Source organism: Rhodococcus sp. T2V (genome assembly GCF_029269925.1).
Taxonomy (GTDB): domain Bacteria; phylum Actinomycetota; class Actinomycetes; order Mycobacteriales; family Mycobacteriaceae; genus Rhodococcus_F; species Rhodococcus_F koreensis.
On sequence record NZ_JARJBD010000051.1, the window covers coordinates 35639 to 55404 of the forward strand.

The 19766-nt window shown below is 67.2% G+C and carries 18 protein-coding genes; 8 read left to right on the forward strand and 10 right to left on the reverse strand.

The window, feature by feature from the left end; translation table 11 throughout:
* Nucleotides 1-27: 27 nt before the first annotated feature.
* Nucleotides 28-1218 (forward strand): DMT family transporter, encoded by a 1191-nt coding sequence (locus P3H15_RS33105; protein WP_276141102.1) that lies wholly within the window; start codon nucleotides 28-30, stop codon nucleotides 1216-1218.
* A 268-nt stretch (nucleotides 1219-1486) separates the two neighbouring features.
* Here the strand turns inward: P3H15_RS33105 and P3H15_RS33110 are convergent, their stop codons facing one another.
* The 8 genes from P3H15_RS33110 to P3H15_RS33145 form a co-directional block, all read right to left on the reverse strand.
* Nucleotides 1487-2188: a GNAT family N-acetyltransferase gene (locus tag P3H15_RS33110; protein ID WP_276141103.1), complete on the reverse strand. Its 702-nt coding sequence runs from the start codon at nucleotides 2186-2188 to the stop codon at nucleotides 1487-1489.
* Between the two features lie 422 nt (nucleotides 2189-2610).
* Nucleotides 2611-2934, reverse strand: a complete 324-nt coding sequence (locus P3H15_RS33115; protein ID WP_276141104.1) for an antibiotic biosynthesis monooxygenase — start codon at nucleotides 2932-2934, stop codon at nucleotides 2611-2613.
* 29 nt (nucleotides 2935-2963) lie between these two features.
* Nucleotides 2964-3431, reverse strand: a complete 468-nt coding sequence (locus P3H15_RS33120; RefSeq protein ID WP_276141105.1) for a cupin domain-containing protein — start codon at nucleotides 3429-3431, stop codon at nucleotides 2964-2966.
* Between the two features lie 32 nt (nucleotides 3432-3463).
* Complete coding sequence (locus tag P3H15_RS33125) at nucleotides 3464-4882, reverse strand: NAD-dependent succinate-semialdehyde dehydrogenase (protein ID WP_276141106.1); 1419 nt, start codon at nucleotides 4880-4882, stop codon at nucleotides 3464-3466.
* 41 nt (nucleotides 4883-4923) lie between these two features.
* Entirely contained in the window at nucleotides 4924-5997 is a 1074-nt protein-coding gene (locus P3H15_RS33130; RefSeq protein WP_276141107.1) for an isocitrate/isopropylmalate dehydrogenase family protein, read from the reverse strand.
* A gap of 42 nt (nucleotides 5998-6039) precedes the next feature.
* Nucleotides 6040-7398 (reverse strand): 2-hydroxycarboxylate transporter family protein, encoded by a 1359-nt coding sequence (locus P3H15_RS33135; RefSeq protein ID WP_276141108.1) that lies wholly within the window; start codon nucleotides 7396-7398, stop codon nucleotides 6040-6042.
* A 49-nt stretch (nucleotides 7399-7447) separates the two neighbouring features.
* Complete coding sequence (locus P3H15_RS33140; RefSeq protein ID WP_276141109.1) at nucleotides 7448-8317, reverse strand: amidohydrolase; 870 nt, start codon at nucleotides 8315-8317, stop codon at nucleotides 7448-7450.
* A 179-nt stretch (nucleotides 8318-8496) separates the two neighbouring features.
* On the reverse strand, nucleotides 8497-9369 hold the full coding sequence (locus tag P3H15_RS33145; RefSeq protein WP_276141110.1) for a GntR family transcriptional regulator: 873 nt from the start codon (nucleotides 9367-9369) through the stop codon (nucleotides 8497-8499).
* 240 nt (nucleotides 9370-9609) lie between these two features.
* Between P3H15_RS33145 and P3H15_RS33150 the strand changes: the two genes are divergently transcribed.
* From P3H15_RS33150 to P3H15_RS33160, 3 genes are read left to right on the forward strand one after another with little or no spacing between them, the layout of a single operon-like run.
* A complete protein-coding gene (locus tag P3H15_RS33150; RefSeq protein WP_276141111.1) occupies nucleotides 9610-10791 on the forward strand; it encodes an ABC transporter substrate-binding protein in 1182 nt (393 codons plus the stop codon).
* Between the two features lie 22 nt (nucleotides 10792-10813).
* Nucleotides 10814-12595 (forward strand): iron ABC transporter permease, encoded by a 1782-nt coding sequence (locus P3H15_RS33155; protein ID WP_276141112.1) that lies wholly within the window; start codon nucleotides 10814-10816, stop codon nucleotides 12593-12595.
* Entirely contained in the window at nucleotides 12588-13685 is a 1098-nt protein-coding gene (locus tag P3H15_RS33160) for an ABC transporter ATP-binding protein (RefSeq protein ID WP_276141113.1), read from the forward strand. Before P3H15_RS33155 ends, P3H15_RS33160 begins: the two co-directional genes overlap by 8 nt.
* Before the next feature lie 100 nt (nucleotides 13686-13785).
* On the opposite strand, the gene P3H15_RS33165 is transcribed toward P3H15_RS33160, so the two are convergent.
* The gene (locus P3H15_RS33165) at nucleotides 13786-14574 is read right to left on the reverse strand and encodes an IclR family transcriptional regulator (protein ID WP_276141114.1); all 789 of its coding nucleotides are present in this window, start codon (nucleotides 14572-14574) and stop codon (nucleotides 13786-13788) included.
* Between the two features lie 173 nt (nucleotides 14575-14747).
* On the opposite strand from P3H15_RS33165, the gene P3H15_RS33170 reads away from it, so the two are divergent.
* Genes P3H15_RS33170 through P3H15_RS33185 form a run of 4 tightly spaced genes read left to right on the forward strand, consistent with a single transcriptional unit; the run spans nucleotide 14748 to nucleotide 18768 of the window.
* The gene (locus P3H15_RS33170; protein WP_276141115.1) at nucleotides 14748-16037 is read left to right on the forward strand and encodes a lyase family protein; all 1290 of its coding nucleotides are present in this window, start codon (nucleotides 14748-14750) and stop codon (nucleotides 16035-16037) included.
* Nucleotides 16030-17391, forward strand: coding sequence for an MFS transporter (locus P3H15_RS33175; protein ID WP_276141116.1), 1362 nt, complete (start codon nucleotides 16030-16032; stop codon nucleotides 17389-17391). The genes P3H15_RS33170 and P3H15_RS33175 overlap by 8 nt, the downstream gene beginning before the upstream one ends.
* Nucleotides 17372-17767, forward strand: a complete 396-nt coding sequence (locus tag P3H15_RS33180; RefSeq protein ID WP_276141117.1) for a hypothetical protein — start codon at nucleotides 17372-17374, stop codon at nucleotides 17765-17767. The genes P3H15_RS33175 and P3H15_RS33180 overlap by 20 nt, the downstream gene beginning before the upstream one ends.
* Nucleotides 17764-18768, forward strand: coding sequence for an asparaginase (locus tag P3H15_RS33185; RefSeq protein ID WP_276141118.1), 1005 nt, complete (start codon nucleotides 17764-17766; stop codon nucleotides 18766-18768). Before P3H15_RS33180 ends, P3H15_RS33185 begins: the two co-directional genes overlap by 4 nt.
* 112 nt (nucleotides 18769-18880) lie before the next feature.
* Here P3H15_RS33185 and P3H15_RS33190 read toward each other — a convergent pair whose 3' ends face one another.
* On the reverse strand, nucleotides 18881-19372 hold the full coding sequence (locus P3H15_RS33190) for an SRPBCC family protein (protein ID WP_276141119.1): 492 nt from the start codon (nucleotides 19370-19372) through the stop codon (nucleotides 18881-18883).
* Nucleotides 19373-19766: the final 394 nt, after the last annotated feature.

A 19766-nucleotide genomic window follows, 5' to 3' on the forward strand; every position in this document is an offset into this window, starting at 1 on the left:
ACACGACGAACCGATCGACTCGCAGACATGATGCGGGTAAAGACTGCGCTTCGTCACCACCCTGCCGCGTTCTGGCTCATCGGACTCGCCTCGGCGATCGCGTACGGGCTCACGCCGACGGCCGCCGCGATCGGCTACGCGGGCGGTGTCTCCCCCGCCGTCCTGGTCTGCCTCCGCAGTCTCGTCGGCGCCGTTCTGCTGCTCGGGTTCGCCTGGGCGACCGGACGACTGCGCCGGGTGCCGCTGCGCCCGGCACTCGGACTGTCGCTGGTGTGCGGTCCGCTCTTCGGCCTGCAGTTGCTGTGCTTCTTCGCCGCCGTGCGCATCACCGGCGCACAGGTCGCCGTCGTCCTCGTCCACGTCTACCCGCTGGTCGTCCTCCTGCTGCTGTGGCTCGGCGTCGGCAGCCGAGTCCACCGCGGCCAGCTGCTGCTCGCCGTCCTGATGACCGGCGGGATCGCGCTGGTAGCCGGCAGCGGCGCCACCGCCGTCGCACCGCTCGGAGCCGTGTCCGCGTTGCTCTGCGCGGTCGGATACGCCCTCTATCTCGTTGTCGGGGAACGCTGGATACGGCAGACCAGCGCCCTCACCGCAGGCGGCCTCGCCGCTCTCGGCGCCGGTGTCACCAGCGGCGCCATCGCCCTGATCGGACGCGACAGCTTCTCGTTCGCCCCCACCGGGTGGGCCTCGATACTGGCCCAGGGACTGGTGCTCATGCCGATCGGAATCGCCGGTTCGTTCCTCGCGGTACGCGCCCTGGGGTCAGGCCCGGTGAGCCTGCTCGGCCTCCTCGAGCCGGTGGTCGGGGTGCTCGCCGCACAACTGTTCCTCGGCGAAAACCTGTCGGCGCCGCAATGGGCGGGCATGACCGTCGTGCTCGTCACCTCAGCGATACTGCCCTGGGCCGGTGCCCGCCGCCCGGCACGGACCACCCCGGCGACACCCCCGGATTCGGGAGCACGCTCGGCACCAAACCCGGAACCAGCGCAGGAGCAACGCTGCGCCACCGGCGCCGGCGCCCGGACACACCCCCGTACCGCTGGACGCCGAAGCCGAAGCGCCGGCCGAGGTTCCGGCGCCACCGCAGGCACCTGCACCGGGCCCAGCACAACACCGACTACACCGGGAACCGCGAACACGAGCGGCACTTCCGACACCACCCGCCGCCTCGACAGAACCGGTAGCTCGCCCGACCGCCGGGCGCCGGCACCTCAGTAGTTCCTTATCCGACGAAATCGACCGCAGACCCCGCTCGACGTCGCCGGTCAACGCCACGCACACCGGCTCCGACGGCTGGGCCACGGCCCGGTCGAGGGCGCGTTGTCGATCGGTGGGACGGTGACCGCCGGGGAGGGACTGCTCCATGGTCGCGTGGCCGAGCCATCCCAGGAACGAGCCGTCGACGCGACCGTTTCACCTGCAGGGCCGGGTACTGTCCCGGTCCGAGTAGATGGCACACCGGCAGGCGAACATTTGGAGGGCCACGTCAGGGCGTGCGGAATCCCCGAAAGGTCACGTGCCGGCGTGAGAGGAAGCCGAGCCGCTCATAGAGGGCGATCGCGCCGGTGTTCGATTCGGCTACATGCAGGAAAGGACGCTCGCCACGCGCAGTGATCCGCGCGACGAGCGCAGTGACCAGGCGGGCGGCGTGCCCGCGGCCGCGGGCCTCGGGCGCGGTACAGACTGCGCTGATCTCTGTCCACCCCGGTGGGCGCAGCCGTTCACCGGCCATCGCCACCAACCGGCCGTTCTCGCGGATACCGAGATAGCTGCCGAGTTCGTGGGTACGCGGCCAGAACGGTCCCGGGCGGGTCCGCTCGACGAGGTCGCGCATCTCCGGCACACTGTCCGCGCCGAGTTCGACCACACCCGACTCGGCCGGACACAACTTGGCCTGAGCATTGCTCGACCAGATCATCTGACGGCCGTCCAAGACGAACACCGGTTCCCAGTCCGGTGGCGGCGTCGCCGGACAGCTGAACAGGTCGGCGAGTTCGCCCGGGCCCAGTAGCCGAGCCAGGTCGGCCCACACCTGCGGTTCACAATCGGCGGAGACGGCGGAGAAGGTCGCCACTGCCGGCGGATAGGTGACGGCCAGGCCGAATCGACGAGCGAGATGTGCGTGGCGGCTTCGTAATGACTCGCCCACCGGGTCGTCGAGTACAGCAGCGTCGCGGCGATCGATCATGTGCCCTTCTGTGGTTTCTGGATCCGAGGACCAACCCGACTCCGAAGCAGTCGGCGACACGAAATCCGTTCGATACTGGCGTACATCGTCGCATCCCACAGAAAGGGCAGGCAAAGTCAGGTCTTCTGATCGGGACTACTACGAGTCTCGATCCATACGCCCGCACATCCGGACTGTCACCGATCCCGACATCGACGACGTGCACCGGCGCGTCCTCGTCACCAATGAGGTCGCGAAGATCGTTCCGGCCACGGGCGCTCACAGCGGACCCGCCGAATCGCTACGGAATGCGAACTATTGGTGGACCGAATCGCGCTGCCTGTGCGCCGGCCGACCGCTTCGAAGACCGCCGATCGACACGTGAAGCCGTTCGCCATGCCGGTGAGCGGGCGTGGCGAACGGCTGGTGTGACGTCGTGTCGGTCAGGCGGCGGGTCCGGTGGTGGTCTGGAATCCGACGGCCAACGCGTGCGTGTGTTCGACGACCGGCGGTTCGGCGAAGTGTTCGCCGACCAGACCGCGCCACTTCTGGAAGTCCTCGGATTCGCGGAAATGGACGGTGTGGTCTTCGATGGTGTTCCACTCGACGATCAATCGATAGCGTTGGGGAAGCTCGACGGAGTGTTGCACCTGCATGCTGCGGCATCCGTGGGCGCGTTGGAACAATGGGACAGCCTCCGCAACAGCGGATTCGAATGCTTCGTTGTGGCCGTCGCGGATCTCGAGCTGGGCGATCTCCCAGACCATGGCGCCTCCTTTCGATGGGGTGGGGGCGGTCAGGCGATGTTGGTGCCGTGTTCCTCGTCGATGCGGGTGGTCACGCCGGTGGCGAGGATGGTGCGGTTCGCGTCGATGGACGCGTAGGTCCAGAAGATGTGCAGTTCGTCCGTCTCGGAGGTGTTGTGGAAGAAGTGCGGGATGCCGGCGGGGATGAACGAGTTGTCGCCGACGGTGACCGGGTATTCGACACCGTCGATGTGTGCGACGGCGGAGCCCTTGATGATGAGCACGCTTTCGTCGCAGTTGTGGATGTGTTCGGGGATGGCGGCGCCGGGGCCGAACATGGTGATGCCGTTGAGGAAGTCTTTCGCGCCGACCTGCTGGGAGACCAGCGGGATGGTGCGAGCGCCGCCGCCGCGCTGGCGCGGGGTGATCTCGGAGGCGCGGAGCACCACGGCGGGTCGGCCGTCGTCGCCGGCCGAGGCGGTCACGTGGTGTCCGGGAGTGGTGGCGGTGTTGGTCATGGAAGTGATCCTTCGTGTCGTACGGGAGGTGATTACTCGGAGACGGGCGCCTGAGAACCGGGTTCCTTCATCGCCCACCAGGTGCGGACGTTGACGAATTCACGGATGCCGGCGGAGGCGAGTTCGCGGCCGTAGCCGGAGCGTTTGCTTCCCCCGAATGGCATCCGGGCGTCGGAGGCGACCACGGAGTTGATGAAGCACGCTCCGGATTCGATGCGTTTGCCGACCGCGACGGCAGCGTCGAGGTCGGTGCCCCAGACGCTGGCGCCGAGCCCGAAGCGGGTGTCGTTGGCGACGGCGACGGCCTCGTCCGGTCCGTCGACGGTGATGACGGTGGCGACGGGTCCGAACGTTTCCTCCTCGTAGACCGACATTCCCTTGTGGACGTCGGCGAGCACGGTGGGGGCGTAGAAGAATCCGGCGGTGTCGTCGAGGGGGTGACCGCCGTGCAGCAGCGTGGCGCCCTGCTGCACCGCCGCTTGCACCTGCCGGTCGATGCCGTCCATCAGATCCCTGCGGGCCATCGGTCCAACGTCGGTGCCGTCGGCCTCCGGGTCACCGACCTGCAGTCGGCCGACGTTCTCGAGAAGCAGCCGCGTGAATTCTTCGGCGACGGCGGCGTCGACGATGAACCGCTTGGGAGAGATGCAGCTCTGCCCGTTGTTGAGGAAACGTCCCCGCGCGGCGAGGGCGGCGACCTTCGGAAGGTCGGCGTCGGCGAGGACGACGAACGGGTCGGAGCCGCCGAGTTCGAGGACCGACTTCTTGATCTCCCGGCCGGCGATGGAGCCGACGGCGCTGCCGGCGCGTTCACTGCCGGTGATCGTCACCGCACCGATTCGCGGGTCGGCGATGAGACGCTCGGTGGTGGCCGGCACATCCGGTTCGGCGATGAGCAGGGCGGTGAACAGTCCCTCGGGCAGGCCGGCGGCGAGCAGAATCTTCTCGCTCTCGATTGCCGAGCCGGTGGTGTTCGGTGAGTGTTTGAGCAGGGCGGCGTTTCCGGCCATCAGTGCGGGCGCGGCGAACCGGAACACCTGCCAGAGCGGGAAGTTCCACGGCATGATCGCCAGCACGATCCCGACGGGCTCGTAGGAGACCCAGCTGTCGTCGGCGGAGGTAGCATACGTTTCGTCGGCCAAGAACGCTGCCGCGTTGTCCGCGTAGTACTCGAGCCCGACCGCGCACTTTTCGACCTCGGCGCGGGACTCGACGAGCGGTTTGCCCATCTCCCGGGTCACGAGCAGCGCCAGGGAGTCCTGGCGGTTGCGCAGTTCGGCGGCGGCCGATCGCAGGATCTGTCCGCGGGCGGCGAAGTCGAGCTGCGCCCACTTCTCCTGCGCGGCAGCGGCGGTGTCGAGAACCTCGTCGATGTTGCTGTCCGACATGGTCGGATAGGTCTCGAGTGGTTCGCCGGTGGCGGGGTTGACGGTGGTGATCGATGCAGTCATGGGGTCCTCTTGCGGGCGTCCGCGGAAAGTGGGAACTGGGGTCAGCGGAGTTCGTTCATCGCGGACAGGACCGCGGCGGTGAACTCGTCCGTGCCGAGGGAGCCGCCGATGTCGCGGGTGCGGGTGTCGGGGTTGTCGAGCACACGGTCGATCGCGCGCATGACGAGCTGTCCGCCTTCGATCATTGCGGGGTCGTTCTTACGCTGTCCGATCCAGTCGAGCAGCATCGCGGCGGAGATGATCAGCGACGTCGGGTTGGCGACGCCCTGACCGGCGATGTCGGGTGCCGACCCGTGCTGGGCCTGGGCGACGCAGATGTCGTTGCCGGCGTTGATCGCACCGCCGAGGCCGAGGCTGCCGGTCAGTTCGGAGGCCTCGTCGCTGAGGATGTCACCGAACATGTTGGTGGTGACGATGACGTCGAACCGGGAGGGCTTGCGGATGAGCAGCGCGGCGGTGGCGTCGACGATCAGTTCCTCGAGTTCGATCTCGGGGTATTCGGCGGCGACCTTGCGGACCTCACGCAGGAACAGCCCGTCCGAGAGTTTGACGACGTTCGCCTTGTGGACGGCGGTGACCTTCTTGCGGCGGCCCTTCGCGAGTTCGAACGCGGCGCGGGCAACCCGCTCGCAGGCGTTGGTGGTGATCTTGCGGATCGAGAGCGCGGTGTCTTCGTCGGGCATGAATTCGCCTGTGCCGGCGAACATGTTGCGGTCGGAGTAGAAGCCTTCGGTGTTCTCCCGGACGATGACCAGGTCCATCTGCTCGCGCAGGATGCTCAGCCCCTCGCGGGAGCGGCACGGGCGGACGTTGGCGAACAGCTCGAACTTGGTGCGCAGTTCGGCGGACGGGTTGATGCCGCCTTCCGACCGCGGCGGGTAGTCGTAGTGGGAGACCGGCCCGAGGATGACGCCGTCGACCTCGGGGATGCGGGCCATGGTGGCGTCGGTGAGGGTGGTGCCCTTCTCCGCCAGGCTCTTCAGTCCGATGTCGTGGATCTCGAATTGCAGATCCAAACCGAGGGCGCGGTCGGCGGCCTCGAGAACCTGCAGGGTGCGGGGGGTGATTTCGGGGCCGATGCCGTCGCCGGGCAGAACGAGGATCTTGGTGCTCATGGGAATGTCCTTTTTCGGTGGGAGTGGTGGAGAGGGTGTTACTTACATGCCCCACACGGCGGCGAGGGCGAGGATTCCGGCGACGGTGATACCGCCGCCGATGCGAGTGGCGATCTGCGCGAACGGCATCAGCCGCATGCGATCGCTGGCGGTCAGGATGGCGATGTCACCGGCGCCACCCATACCGGAGTGGGTGGAGGTGATGATGGCGCCCTCGACCGGGTGGATGCGCACCAGCTTGGAGGTGAAGAATCCGGTGACGACCAGGGCGGTGACCGTCGCGACGATGGTAATCAGGTTGCGGGGCGCGAAGCCCTCGATCAGCTTCTCCCACGGCGTCAGGACGAGTCCGAAGGCGAAGAGCATCGGGAACGCCATGGCGGTGAGGAAGAACGTGTAGACGATCTTCGAGCCGGCTTGGATGCGCGGGGTGACGCCGTGCGCGAGCTTGAGCAGCACCGCGAGGAACAGCATCGTCACCGGGCCCGGCAGACCGAGCACCTCGTGCGCCATCTGCCCGGCCAGGTACAGGGTGACGGCCACGATCATGGCGGCGGAGATGTTCTGGACGCTGAACAGGTTGGACTGGTCCCTGGTGTCCTCGGCCTCGAGGAGGTCGTCGTTGACGCCGGGCTGCAGACGGCCGAAACCGGTCAGGTGCGGACGCTTCTTGCCGAGGTAGCTGAGCAGACCGGACAGGATGATGGCGGTGAGGTTGCCGACGAGGATGGCGGGCATCACCTTGGCCAGCAGTTCACCCTGCTCACCGAAACCGACCTGGGCGTAGCCGAGGGTCAGCGGGACCGCCCCCTCACCGACGCCGCCGGCCATGATGGGAGCGACGATGAAGTAGAGGGTGTCACGAAAGCCGATCCCGACGAGGGAACCGACTGCGGTGCCGACGATTCCGGCGACGACCGACCCCGCCGCGAGTGGGACGAAGATCTTCACGAACCCCTTGATGAGGACGGTACGGTCCATGCTCAGGATGCTGCCGACGATCACCCCGGCGATGAACAGGTACAGGATGTTCGTGGATTTGAAGAAGTCGCTGACGATGTCGACGTTCGACGCGGGGATCCACCCCTTGTAGTTCAGGTAGGACGGCACGAACGTGACCACGACCGCGGCGCCGCCGATGTTGCGGATGACCGGGGCGCGTTTGCCGATCTCGCCGAGGGTGAACGCGAAAACGGCCATCACGGCGATCACCATCGTGATGTCGCTCTTGACGACGTCCATCGCGGTGAACCCGATCAGCAGCCCGACCAGCAGGATGTAGATCGGGATCGGGATGATCCCGATGTCGCGGTCCATCAGGGCCCACCACCGGGCGCGCCAGGGGTGCCCGGACAGTTCCTGCGGGCCGGTGCCTCGCGGTGCCTTCGTATGTGTTGCCATGTCGATCCTTTGACGGGGCAGCGATGCCCGTGGTTTCAGGGGAAAGAGATCAGAATCCGAACAGTGCCGCGGGGTTGTCGACGAGGATGCGGTACGCGTTCTCGTCGGATCCGGCGGCGCGGCGGACCGCGGCCAGCACGGACACGTCGTCGACATCGTGGAACGGATCGATCGCGTCCGGTGTCCGGGCGACCCCATTGGGGAGGCGTCCGGTGTGCGGCCAGTCCGATGCCCACAACAGGCGATCGACGTTCGCCCGGACGAGGTGGCGGGACAGGGCTTCCACATCGCCGGAGGCGGGTCGGTTCGGCAGCCGGTACGGCGCGGACATCTTCAACCACACGTGCCCGGTGCGGAGAATCTCGGTCAATTCGAAGAGCCCGGGCGCGGCACTTCCGGCGGCGGGGTCGACACCGGCGTAATGGTCGAGAACCACTGGCACCGGCGAGGATTCGATGATGCCGCGGTGGGCGAGGACAAACGGCATGCCCGCGTAGATCTCGACGGCCAGCCCGAACGGGGCTGCCCGGTCGATGCAGGCGGCGAGGGCACTGCCGTCGTCGCCGTGGACGGCGACGTTCACGCGCAGGCCGCGCACGCCGTGGTCGCGCAGAGATCCGAGTTCGGCATCGGAAGTGCGGGCGGTGTCGATGACCGCGACACCGCGGCCGACGCCCGGGCCCAACTTGCCGAGGCCGTCGACGAGCGCCGCATTGTCGGTGCCGTAGACGCTCGGCTGCACGAGCACCACACGCCCGACCCCGGTCTTCTGCATGAAGGTTTCGAGGTCGGTGACCGTCGCCGGCGCCGGTGTGTACGTCCGTTCGCCCGCATACGGGAAGCGCTCGGGATCGAGCACATGGACGTGGGAGTCGCAGATCGCGGGCGCATCGGCGGGGATGTTCGTGCTGCCTGACATTTGCTGGTCCTCTTCGGTGAGTCGCGACACCAGAACTCTTCGGTGTGCTCCACCACACTAAGGCTTCTGTTGGTTTTTCACAACTACTTAATACCACCTTTTCCGACATGGCTGAACGCAGGCGTCTGACATGCAGGAATGCGCGAAGGGAAGAGCGACCACAGACCCCGGAGGGCCGGTCAGTGCGCGGTCTTCTCCACGCTGACGGTGGCGAGGTGGCGGTACATCAGCGAACTCGCACGGGCGTTGTCGCCGTCGAGCAGCAGGTTGGCGATCTGCACGTGCTCGCGGCAGCGGATGATCGCCTTCTCGCGCTGCAGCGACTTCCGGTATTCGATGAGCCGGCGCGCCTTGTCGATGCGTTGCAGCGCGTCCACGAAGTAGGCGTTGTGGCTGCAGCCGATGATGACCTCGTGGTGATGGGAGTTCAGGTCGAACAGTTCGGCGTTCGAGACCGTCCAGATATCGCCGTCGACGAGCCGTTGCTGGGCGTCGCGTGACGCCTCGAGCGCGGCCCGGTCGAGTTCGAAGGTGGTTTCCAGGATGGCGGCCGGCTCGATGACCAGCCTGAAGTGGTAGCTGTCCTCGTACATCTTCAGTGAGGTCAGCATCGGCAGGAACTCCCAGCCGTAGCCGGGGAGACGGTCGATCCAGCCCTCCTTGGTCATTCGGCGCAGCAGTTCGGCCAGTTCGGAGCGAGTGAGGTCGTAGCGGCGGGCGAGTTCGTTCTCGGTGATCTTGTCGGGCAGCTCATTGTTGAGCCGGTCCTCGGCGACCCGCAGGTAGACCTCCTCGCGGTGGCCCGAATCGGCGACGACCGGTGCCGACAGCGCATCACCGGACTTGAGGACGACGAACCCGCCTCGTTCGGCCGGTCCGACCACCCCGTCCTGCTCGAGAAGTCGCAGCGCACCCCGTATCGGAGACCGCGAGACGCGTAGGTCGTCGGCCAATCGGCGTTCGACCAACCGGGTGCCGGGTTCGTGCCCGTTCGCCCGGATGTACTCGACGATCTGCACGGCGATCTGGTTCACCAAGGGTGTTGCGGTCATCGTCACGTCCTGCCGCCTCTCGGAGTCGGTCAATTTTATCCACGAAGGAGGCACACCCCGGCAAACCTGGGTGCACCCTCCACCCGTGTTGGTATTAAGGCATTGCAAAACACCTTACCCGGCGCTAGTGTTCCACCTCACACCCACCGCTCCCCACCACACGGCGGGCAAATCGAACTACCGGCATCGGCGCTCTCCGCCGTCGGCGGAGACGATGACTTCATCCGAGGAGACCATCACATGACACACCAGCAGGGTGACCTGCGGCGCAGCGCACCGTGGACCTCGCGGAGGCAGGTGCGCCGCGGACTCGGCGCCCTTGCCGTTGCGGCGGTGACCGCGGGCGCACTCACCGCGTGCGGGGTGGGACGGGACTACAGCGACTACCAGGTGGCGCTGCCCGATTACTACCCGAGCGATTACGCATCGTCCGTCGTCGAGGCCTCCAAGAACGAAGGCGGCGCTCTCACGATCTACTCGAGCACCGACCAGCAGAGTTGGGCGCCGATCTTCAAGGCATTCCAGAAGAAGTACCCGTGGGTGGACCGCATCAACGCCACCAACCTCGACAGCGACGAAGTCTTCCAGCGGGTGCTCAGCGAGCAAGCGATCGGGCAGACGTCGGCCGATGTCATCGTCACCGGGGCCGCCGACGCCTGGGCCGACTTCGTCGAACGCCCCGGAACGGTGGCCCCGTACCAGTCGCCGGAGAAGGAACATCTGCCCGCCTTCGCCGAGGCCCTGCCCTCCGTGTATTCGCTGTCGGTGGACCCGATCTCGATGATCTACAACACCGCGCTACTCGACGAGCAGGACCGGCCGACCGGAATCGCCGATCTGGCCGAGAAGGTGACGGCCAACCCGGATCGATTCGACGGTGCCGTCACCGTCCGAAACCCGAAGGGCGCCTTCGGATTCACCGTGACCCGGGCGTTCGTCGAGAACGATCCGGCGGCCTGGGACGCCCTCGCGCAGATCCTGCCCTACAGCAAGAACGAGACCTCCACCGGATCGCAGGTGGAAAAGGTCACTGCCGGTGAGTATTCCGTCGGGTTCTTCATGGGATCGCCGGCTTTGACCGCGGAGCAGCGTACCGGCGGTTTGATCAAGGCGGTCTTCCCCGAGGATGGCACGCCGCTGCTGCGCCGCGGAATGTCGATGTTGCAGGGTGCCCCGCACCCAGCGACGGCAAAGCTGTTCACCGACTTCGTGTTGTCCGCGGACGGCCAGGCCGCCGTCGCCGAGGGCGGACTGACCGCGTACCGCGACGGAGTCGAGCGCGTCGACGGCGGTGTGCCCACGTACCGCGACGTCATCGCCTCGGTGGGCGAGAAGAACACGATCCTCATCCCGTACACCAAAGCATCCGACGAGGAAATCCAACAGTTCTCGAACCGTTGGTCTTCGTTGCAAGCCGGCTGAGCCGAGATAGCGAATTCACACCATGACACTGACGACACCTCCCGACACGCGGCCCACCGAATCCTTCGTCCCGCTACGCCCGGGTGAGCTCGGAAGCCCGCGCTACCGCAAGTTCCGCAACATCGGCCGAGACACGCTCATCCAGTACGCGGTGCTGCTGATTCTCGCCGCCCTCGTCCTCGCACCGGTCGTGCCGACCCTCTACCAGTCATTCATCGACCGCCCGCTCTACGAGAGCGGCGGCATCTTCAGCCTCGACAACTACGGCCGCCTGTTCACCGAGGCCGGGTTCGGCGACGTCATCGTCAACACGGTGCTGTTCGCGGGACTGACCACGATCCTGGCGCAGCTGTTCGCCGTCCCGATGGCCATCGTGATCACCCGCACCAAACTGCCTTTCGGCAACTTCATCGCCGGATCGATGCGCTGGCCCTTCTACATCTCCTCACTGCTGCTCGGCTTCGGATGGATCATCCTCTACGGGCCCGCCGGATTCTTCAGCGTCCAGTTCCGCGAGTTCTTCGGGTTCGTTCCGTGGAACCTGTATTCGATCCCCGGAATGGCGCTCACCGAAGCCGTCGCCCTGGCCCCGATCGCGTTCACCTTCTGCGTCGGCGCGCTGCGCCAGGCGGACGCCTCCCTCGAATCCGCGGCACAGGTCTGCGGCGCCGGACCGGTGCGCATCCTCCGGTCGGTCGTCGTTCCGATGCTGCGGCCGCCGATCGTCTACAGCTCGGTGCTGATCGTGAGCATGTCACTCGAAACGCTCTCGGTACCACTGCTCTACGGGCAGCCCTCCGACATCACCGTCTTCTCGACGTTCCTCTACACCAACGGCCTGCAGGCCATCGACCCCGACTACGGCGTCCTCGGTGCCGCCTCGGTCCTGATCCTCGTCGTGACCGTCGGAATGGTCGCGATGCAGGCGAAACTGCTGAAGAACTCCAAGCGGTTCGTCTCCGTTCGCGGGAAGGCCACCCGCCCCCGCCAGTTCGACCTCGGGTGGATCAAGTGGATCTCGGCCGCGTTCATCGCCGTCTACCTGATCTTCGGTGCGCTCCTGCCCATCGCGACGCTGGTGTTCCGGTCGTTCACCTTGGTGCTGACCCCGCTGAAGTCGCCGTTCTCGACCCTCACCTTCGCGAACTACGTTCCGATCTTCAGCTACCGCTCCTACTACATGTCCATCGTCAACAGCGTGATCATCGCGATCGTCGGTGCGGTCGTCGTCGGCGTGCTCGCCACCCTCGCGGTTCTCGTCGCTCGCCGGTCGACCATGAAGGGCGGCAAGCTCGTCGAGTACCTCGCCCTCGCCCCGCAGGCGATGCCCGGACTGATCGTCGGTATCGGATTCTTCTGGGCGCTGGCCTTCTCCCCCGGTTTCGTCTCCACCCTGCTGACCGGCACGATCTGGATCCTGGTCATCGCGTTCGGCATGCGGGCGCTGCCCACCGCCTACGGCAACATCTCACCGCTGCTGATGCAGATCGGCGAGGAACTCGACAACGCGGCCCGCATCAGCGGCGCCGACTGGTTCAAGACGTTCACCCGGGTGCTGGGCAAACTCATCGTTCCCGCGTTCGCCGGCGCCCTGATCCTCGTCTTCGTGACGATGATCAAGGAATACTCACCCGCCGTCTTCCTGGCGAACTCCGAGTCCAGCGTCATCGGCACCACCGCACTCCAGTTGTGGGCCGAAGGAAACGCCGGATCCGTCGCGGCACTCGCCACCGTACAGATCGCCATCACCGTCCTCTTCGTCACCGTCGCCACCAAACTCCTGAAGGGCCACTCCGATGCCTGAACTCACCGTCACCGACGTCAACAAGACCTTCAACGGGTCCCAGGTTCTCCACGACATCAACTTCACCGTCCACGACGGCGAGTTCTTCACCCTCCTCGGCCCCAGCGGGTGCGGTAAGTCCACCATCCTCTCGTGCATCGCCGGACTCGACCGCCCCGACACCGGCTCCATCGAACTCGACGACGTCGTGTTCTTCAGCGGACGCAACGGCACCTTCATTCCACCCGAGGGCCGCAACCTCGGCATGGTCTTCCAGTCGTATGCGCTGTGGCCGCACATGAGCATCGCCGACAACCTCGCGCTGCCGCTGTCACTGCGCAAGGTGCCCAAAGCCCGGCGCGACGACCTGATCGACGACGCACTCGACAAGGTCGACCTGCTGCACCTGCGCGGCCGCTACCCGCACGAGATGTCCGGTGGCCAGCAGCAGCGGGTTGCCCTCGCCCGGGCCCTGGTCTACTCGCCCCGCGTCCTCCTCCTCGACGAGCCCCTGTCGAACCTCGACGCGAAATTGCGCGAGCAGGCCCGCGCGTGGCTCAAGGGACTGCAGGCGTCGGTCGGCATCGCCACCATCTACGTCACCCACGACCAGGAGGAAGCGCTGGCGATGAGCGACCGGATCGCCGTGATGGCGGCCGGCCGGATGGTGCAGATCGCCGCACCCACCGACATCTACGACCGGCCCGCCGCCCGCGAGGTCGCCGCGTTCGTCGGAAGTTGCAGCTTCCTCGACGGCCGCGTCGTCCGGGCTGACGCCACCGAAACCCATGTCGAACTCGGATCCGGTCAGATCGTGCACGCCGCCGGAACATTCGACGTCCGCGCCGGCGACCCGGTCACCGTCGCCGTCCGACCGGAGCGGGTCACGATCACCACCCCCGGACACGCGGTTTCCCCGGGCACGAACCTCATCCGGGCCCACGTCGACTCCTCGTCGTACGTCGGCGCCCGCTACGAATACCTACTGTCAATCGGCGGCGACCAGATCGCCGCCAACTGCCTCACCCCGAACCACCGCGGTGAAGTGGACCTCGCGATCGACCCGGAGAACCTCTTCCTCTACCCACAGAAGACTCTCGTCGCTGCCTGAGCACCGGATCCGCTCTTCGATGCTGTCGGGATCGCCGCCGCACGCTGGACCTGTGCGGCGGCGATCGCGCGGATGCGTCCGGCCGGACCGCGGCTGGTGCTCAGCCTCGCCGGGCCGACAGACTCGGGGTGCCCGGTGAGGTCAGGGTTCGCTGGATCGTGGCGCTGCCCGCTTTGAGTAGTTTCCCGATGTCCTCGATGTGCGTGATGAGCCGGGAGGTGGGCCCGGAGATGTTGACGACGGAGGTGATCGTGTTGTTGCGATCGCGAACGGGTGTGCTGACCGACGTCAATCCGATCTCGACCTCTTCGCTGGCGACGGAATATCCCTGCGCTCGTTCACTTTTCAGGCGTTCGAGGAGTTCGTTCAGATCAGCCGGAGCGGCGAGCGTCGAGATGGGAGTCAGCAGGTCCTCGGCGGTGAGCGCCTCGACGAGTTCGTCGTCGCTGTCGAACAGCAGTGCCCGTCCGGAGGCAGTGCAGTGCATCGGGGAGCTGCGCCCGACCCACCCGCCGGCCCGCAGCGACTGGTGGGACTCTTCCCGGAGCACGGTCAGGGACCGGTTGCCCTGTTGCACCGACAGCAACGCCACCTCCCCGACCCGGGAGACGAGGGTTTGCAGGACCGGCCGCGCCGCCCGCAGCAGCGGGGTGTCGCCCACGCCGGTGGCCAGGACCAGCAGCGACCATCCGAGCCGGTAGCGGCGGGTGTCGGGAACCTGCTCGACCAGCCCGCCGCGTTCGAGTGCCTTGAGCATGCGCGAGACCTGGCTGCGCTCGCGGCCGACCGCGCGAGCCAGGTCGCTGACGGAGTGTTCACCGTGGGCATTGCCGCCGCGCCCGAACGCGCGCAGCAGCGCGGCTACCCGTTCCGCGCTCGACTCCGACATCAGACCTGCCCTTCGTTGCTGTGGAAACAACACTATTTCACGATTTTGCGCCAAACCCCCAGTGGGTCGAAAAAAGTGTTGCTGTGCAAGCACAGGTGGTTGGACGCGCTGGATGCGATTCATACAGTTGTCACCACTCCCCAGTGGTTCGCATCACACGAAAGGTCCACCTCATGGTCATCGCACAGACCACCACCGAGCCGGAAACCCGGCTCTACGGTCAGCAGACAACCCTCTCGCTCGGGAACTTCCCCGGGCCCGGTCGTACCTTCGGTGATGTGCCCACGTTCGTGCGGAACTATGCGCTGGTGAAACTGGCCGCGGCCCGCGCCAATCACGAGGTCGGTGTCCTCGACGAAGGAAGGAGGGACGCGATCGTCGCCGCGTGCGAGGAGATCGCGGACGGCGCGCACCCCGGCCAGTTCCCGTCGGCGCTGCTGCTCGGCGGCGGGGGCACCACCACGAACATGAACGTCAACGAGGTCGTCGCGGCCCGAGCCTCCCAGTTGCTCGGCGAGCCGGTTCACCCGAACGACCACGTCAACGCCTCGCAGTCGACTAACGACACCTACCCGACCGCGATGGCCTTGACGATGCTGGATCTGGCGCACGAGCCGCTCGAGGCGCTCTACGAACTGGCGACCGCACTGGAGGCGAAGGGCGCCGAGTTCGATCAGACCCCGCATCTGGGTCGCACCTGCGTGCGCGATGCGGTGACCCTCACCGCGGGCCAGTCCCACCGCGCCCAGGCCGCCGCGATCCGCCGCACCGCCGGCGCCCTCGGTGACGCGGTCGCGGAGATGCACACCGTGGCGCTCGGGGCCACCGCGGTCGGGACGGGGCTCGGCGCACCGGAGGGCTACCGCGCGATCGCGGTCCGCGAACTCGCGACCGTGACCGGCCGTGACCTGCAACCGGCCCCCGATCTGTTCGACGCCCTGGCCAACCTCGACCCGTACGCAGCCATCGCCGATGCCGGCGCCCGCGCCGGCCTCACCATGGCGAAGATCGCCGCCGACATCCGGCTGCTGTCCTCGGGTCCCGCGGGTGGCTTCGGGGACCTGACCATCCCCGCCGTGCAGGCGGGGTCGTCGATCATGCCGGCCAAGGTCAACCCGGCCATCCCGGAGTACGTGATGCAGCTGAGCTACCGGATCCGCGGCGCCGCCCACACCGTGCAGTGCGCCGTCGCCGCCGGCGAGCTGGAACTGAACATCATGGAACCGGTGATCGTCGACTCGATCATCACCATCCTCGCCGACATCACCTCCGCCGCAACCTCGTTCGCCCGCCGCTGCGTCAACGGGATCACCTGGGACGGACCCCGCCGCGAAGAGAACCTGCGCGGCGCCCTCGACTCCTGGGTCACCCTCGCCGCCACCACCGGCTACGAAACCTCCACCACCCGCTACCACGACCAGGCGCAGACCGCCCCCGCCACGAATGGTGCCCGCCATGACTAACCTCGCCCACCGCACCGCACCGGTCGCCTACGAAGACGCCCCGCTGACGAAGTTCCAGATCAAGGTCACCATCGCCGGCACCGGCGGACAGTTCAGCGACGGGTTCATCCTCGGCATCATCGGCATCGTCATCACCGCCTCCACCGGCGCCCTCGGATTGACCCCGCTGTGGATCGGTCTCCTCGGCGCCGCCACCCTCGCCGGCCTGTTCGTCGGCGCGATCGTCACCGGCCCGATCGCCGACCGGATCGGCCGCCGCGGCATCTTCGCATGGGACATGCTCCTCTTCGCGGTCCTGTCCGCGATCCAGTTCTTCATCGAATCGCCCTGGCAGCTCCTGGTGCTACGACTGCTGATCGGGGTGGTCCTCGGCGCCGACTACGTCGTGAGCAAATCCCTCGTCACCGAACACGCCCCCCGCAGTTTCCGCGGCCGGCTGATGAGCCTGCTCGCCGTGGCCTGGGCCACCGGCTACGTCGCCGCCTACCTCGTCGGCTACCTCCTCACCCAACTCCACGGCGAATCCTGGCGATACATGCTCGCCGCCAGCGCCCTCCCCGCCCTGCTGATCTTCTGGTTCCGGCTCGGTGTCCCCGAATCCCCGCTGTGGCTGACCCAGCACGGCCGCACCGCGGAAGCCGCCGCCGTCGTCCGCACCCACCTCGGCGCCGGCGTCCTCCCACCCCCGGTGGAGACCACCACGATCGAACGCCGCGGCATCCGGGTGCTGTTCACCCCGAAGTTCCGCAAGCGCACCGCCGTCGGCGCCCTGTTCTACGTCTGCCAAGTCATTCCGTTCTTCGCGCTGGGCACCTTCTCCCCCCAGGTGATGGAATCGCTGGGCGTCACCAGCAAACTCGGCGCCGGGGCCGCCTACAACACCTTCCTGCTCATCGGCGCCGTCCTCGGCCTGCTCTTCATCGACCGACTCTCCCGCCGCACATTCCTGATCGGCACATTCTTCCTCGGCGCGGCCCTGCTCGCGGCCCTCGTCGCCTTCGCCGACACCAGCCCCGTCGTCGCCGTCGTCATCTTCGCGCTGTTCGCATTGGTCCTGGCCGCCGCGGTGAACCTCGAATACGTCTACCCACCGGAACTGTTCCCCACCGACCTGCGCGCCTCCGGCGTCGGCATCGCGGTCGCCGCCAGCCGCATCGGCTCCGCCGCCAGCACCTTCCTGCTCCCGATCATCGTCGCCCAGTACAGCGTCGACGTGGCACTGATCGCGTGTGTGATCGTCCTGGCCATCGGTGGCCTCATCTGCTGGGCGTGGGCCCCGGAAACCGGCACCGAAGCCCTCGGTGAGGTCGCCGAAGAGGTACAGAAAGAATCCGATGAGCACACTCACCACTGACACCACCACCCGGCAGGCCATCCGGATCGACGCGGCCGCGGTGATCCTCGACCTCGAAGAAGGCGTCGCCGCACCGAACAAACCCGCCCTCGCGCACCCCCGCTCGGTCCTGGCCCACCACAGCCGTCTCGCCGGAATCGCCGCCCCCATCGACGGACCCACCCCGGACACCGATCCCGACCTGCTCCGCACCGCCGTCGCCGACCTGGCGTGGGCGCAGAGGACCGTTGCCGAGCTCGGCGAGGACGGCGCCCGCGTCCGCGACGGCAGCGACCCCCTGAAACTCGCCCGCGCGAAGAAACTCCCCCACCTCGGCACTCTTTTCGACCTGACGCCGCCCCCGCACCCCGGTGCAGCCGAAAGGTGTAGCGCGTGAGCGCCCGCCACCGCGTTGCGCTCTGCACCCTCGGAGGGACGATCGCGTCCTTTCCTCACGCTGGGGGTCCCGGACTCCTCCCGGGCGAGCTGTCCCCGAACCTGCGCCCGGTGATCGAGCGGCTACTACCAGGGGTCGAGATCACCGAACACAGTCTCGCTCAGGTCCCTTCCGCGGCAGTAGATTTCGACCTTCTGCGGTCGGTGGTCACCCATGCCGACGCCGAGGTCACCGCCGGGGCGAACGGTGTGGTGGTCACCACCGGTACCGACACCCTCGAGGAAGTGGCGTTCGCCCTCGACCTGATGTGGTCGGCGCCGGCCCCGCTGGTCGTCACCGGGGCCATGCGCCATCCCGGAGCGCCCGGCGCCGACGGCCCCGCCAACCTGGTCAGCGCGCTGCGGGTCGCCACCGACCCCGGCACCAGCGACGTCGGGGTCGTCGTCGTCATGAACGACCGCATCCACGGGCCTTCCCAGGTCCAGAAACGGCACACCACCCACGTCGACGCCTTCGTCAGCGCCGGCGGCCCGCTCGGTGAAATCAGCGAGGGCGTCGTGTATGTCCACACCCGTCCACCGCGTCGGCGCCCCGTGGGAATTCCCGACGGGCCCTTCCCTCCGGTTGCACTGCTGCGCACCGCGATCGGCGACGACGGACGACTGCTCCCTCACCTCGTCGACCTCGGCTACCGCGGCCTGGTGATCGAAGCCGCCGGCGGTGGTTCCACACCCCCGTCGTGGGCGCAGCCGCTCGAACAGATCGCCCGGCACATCCCGATGCTCTACGCCGGGCGGCCCGGCACCGGACCCGCCTTGCGCTCGACCTACGGCGGCGTCGGCGGCGAGATCGACCTGCAACGCCGCGGCCTCGTCCCAGCCGGGCTGCTCGACGGGCTCAAGACACGGGTGCTACTGACCATCCTGCTCGCCACCGGCGCCGACACCGCCCTCATCCGCCGAACCCTCGCCCACCCCATACGGTCATCGGTATCGGCCTGACCGCACTCGAACCCCCGTACTCGACGCCGCCCCGAGCACGTTCCCGACAGTGGTCGGCCCGCCGTCACCTCCGGCTGCTCCCACTTTCCGAGGGACGAGGGCTGATCGTAGATCAGTCCTTCGCTTCGCGGACGTCCTTTCCCTGCTCGGCGAACGCCTTGAAGTCCTGCATGTGCTGTTGCGACTGCTTGCGGAAGGCGCCGGGCATCAGGAGCCCCACCAGCCGCATCAGCACGCCGCTGAACCGGTATTCGCTCTCGCTCTCCCAGAACGTCATCTGCGGACCGGCTTCGGTCAGCCGGTCGCGCACGGCGCTCCACATGCCCTCGCCGACTATCTCGCGGTCGAAGTGAACGACGCTCCCTTTCGGGATCGCGTGCAGGTCTGCCGGTTCCCGACGGGTGATGGTCTCGGTGCACTCGAACTTCTGCTTCCCCATCTGCATCACGACCCGCGATGTGGTACCGACCTGCCCGTGCACCCCACTCAGCGGCTCGTGCAGCACGAGACCCCGCAGCCACTTCGGCAGGTGTGCCGGGTCGGCGAGCAGCTGTACCGCTGTCTCCCGCGGCAGGGCGATCTCGATCGAAACGGTGTACTTCATGACGGAGCGCCCCTGGGTCCCGAGTGAGGAGGCCTACGTTAGCAGCCTCGCAGTTGCTCCCCACCGTGGTCGAGATCCGAATTGCCGGTGGAACGTTACGCCCACCGGCGCCTGCTCCGCCGCCGCTGCAGTTGAAGGAAAAAATCCGCCAATGAACCCAAGCCCCTCACGGCATCCCAGCCCGGGTCCCCCACACCACGCCCGACGACGTGCTCCGAATCGACCTGCACGGAGTCGACTCCGGTCTCGAACTCGTCGTGATCGCGGCCCGCCGCAGTGCCGGCCGAGGCCCTCTTTTCACCCCACCGAGACAGTCGACCACGTAATCGCGGACATCGTCACGGATCGGCCGAGCCTCTTCTCCTCGGAATTGTTCCCCTCCCAAGCGATCTCC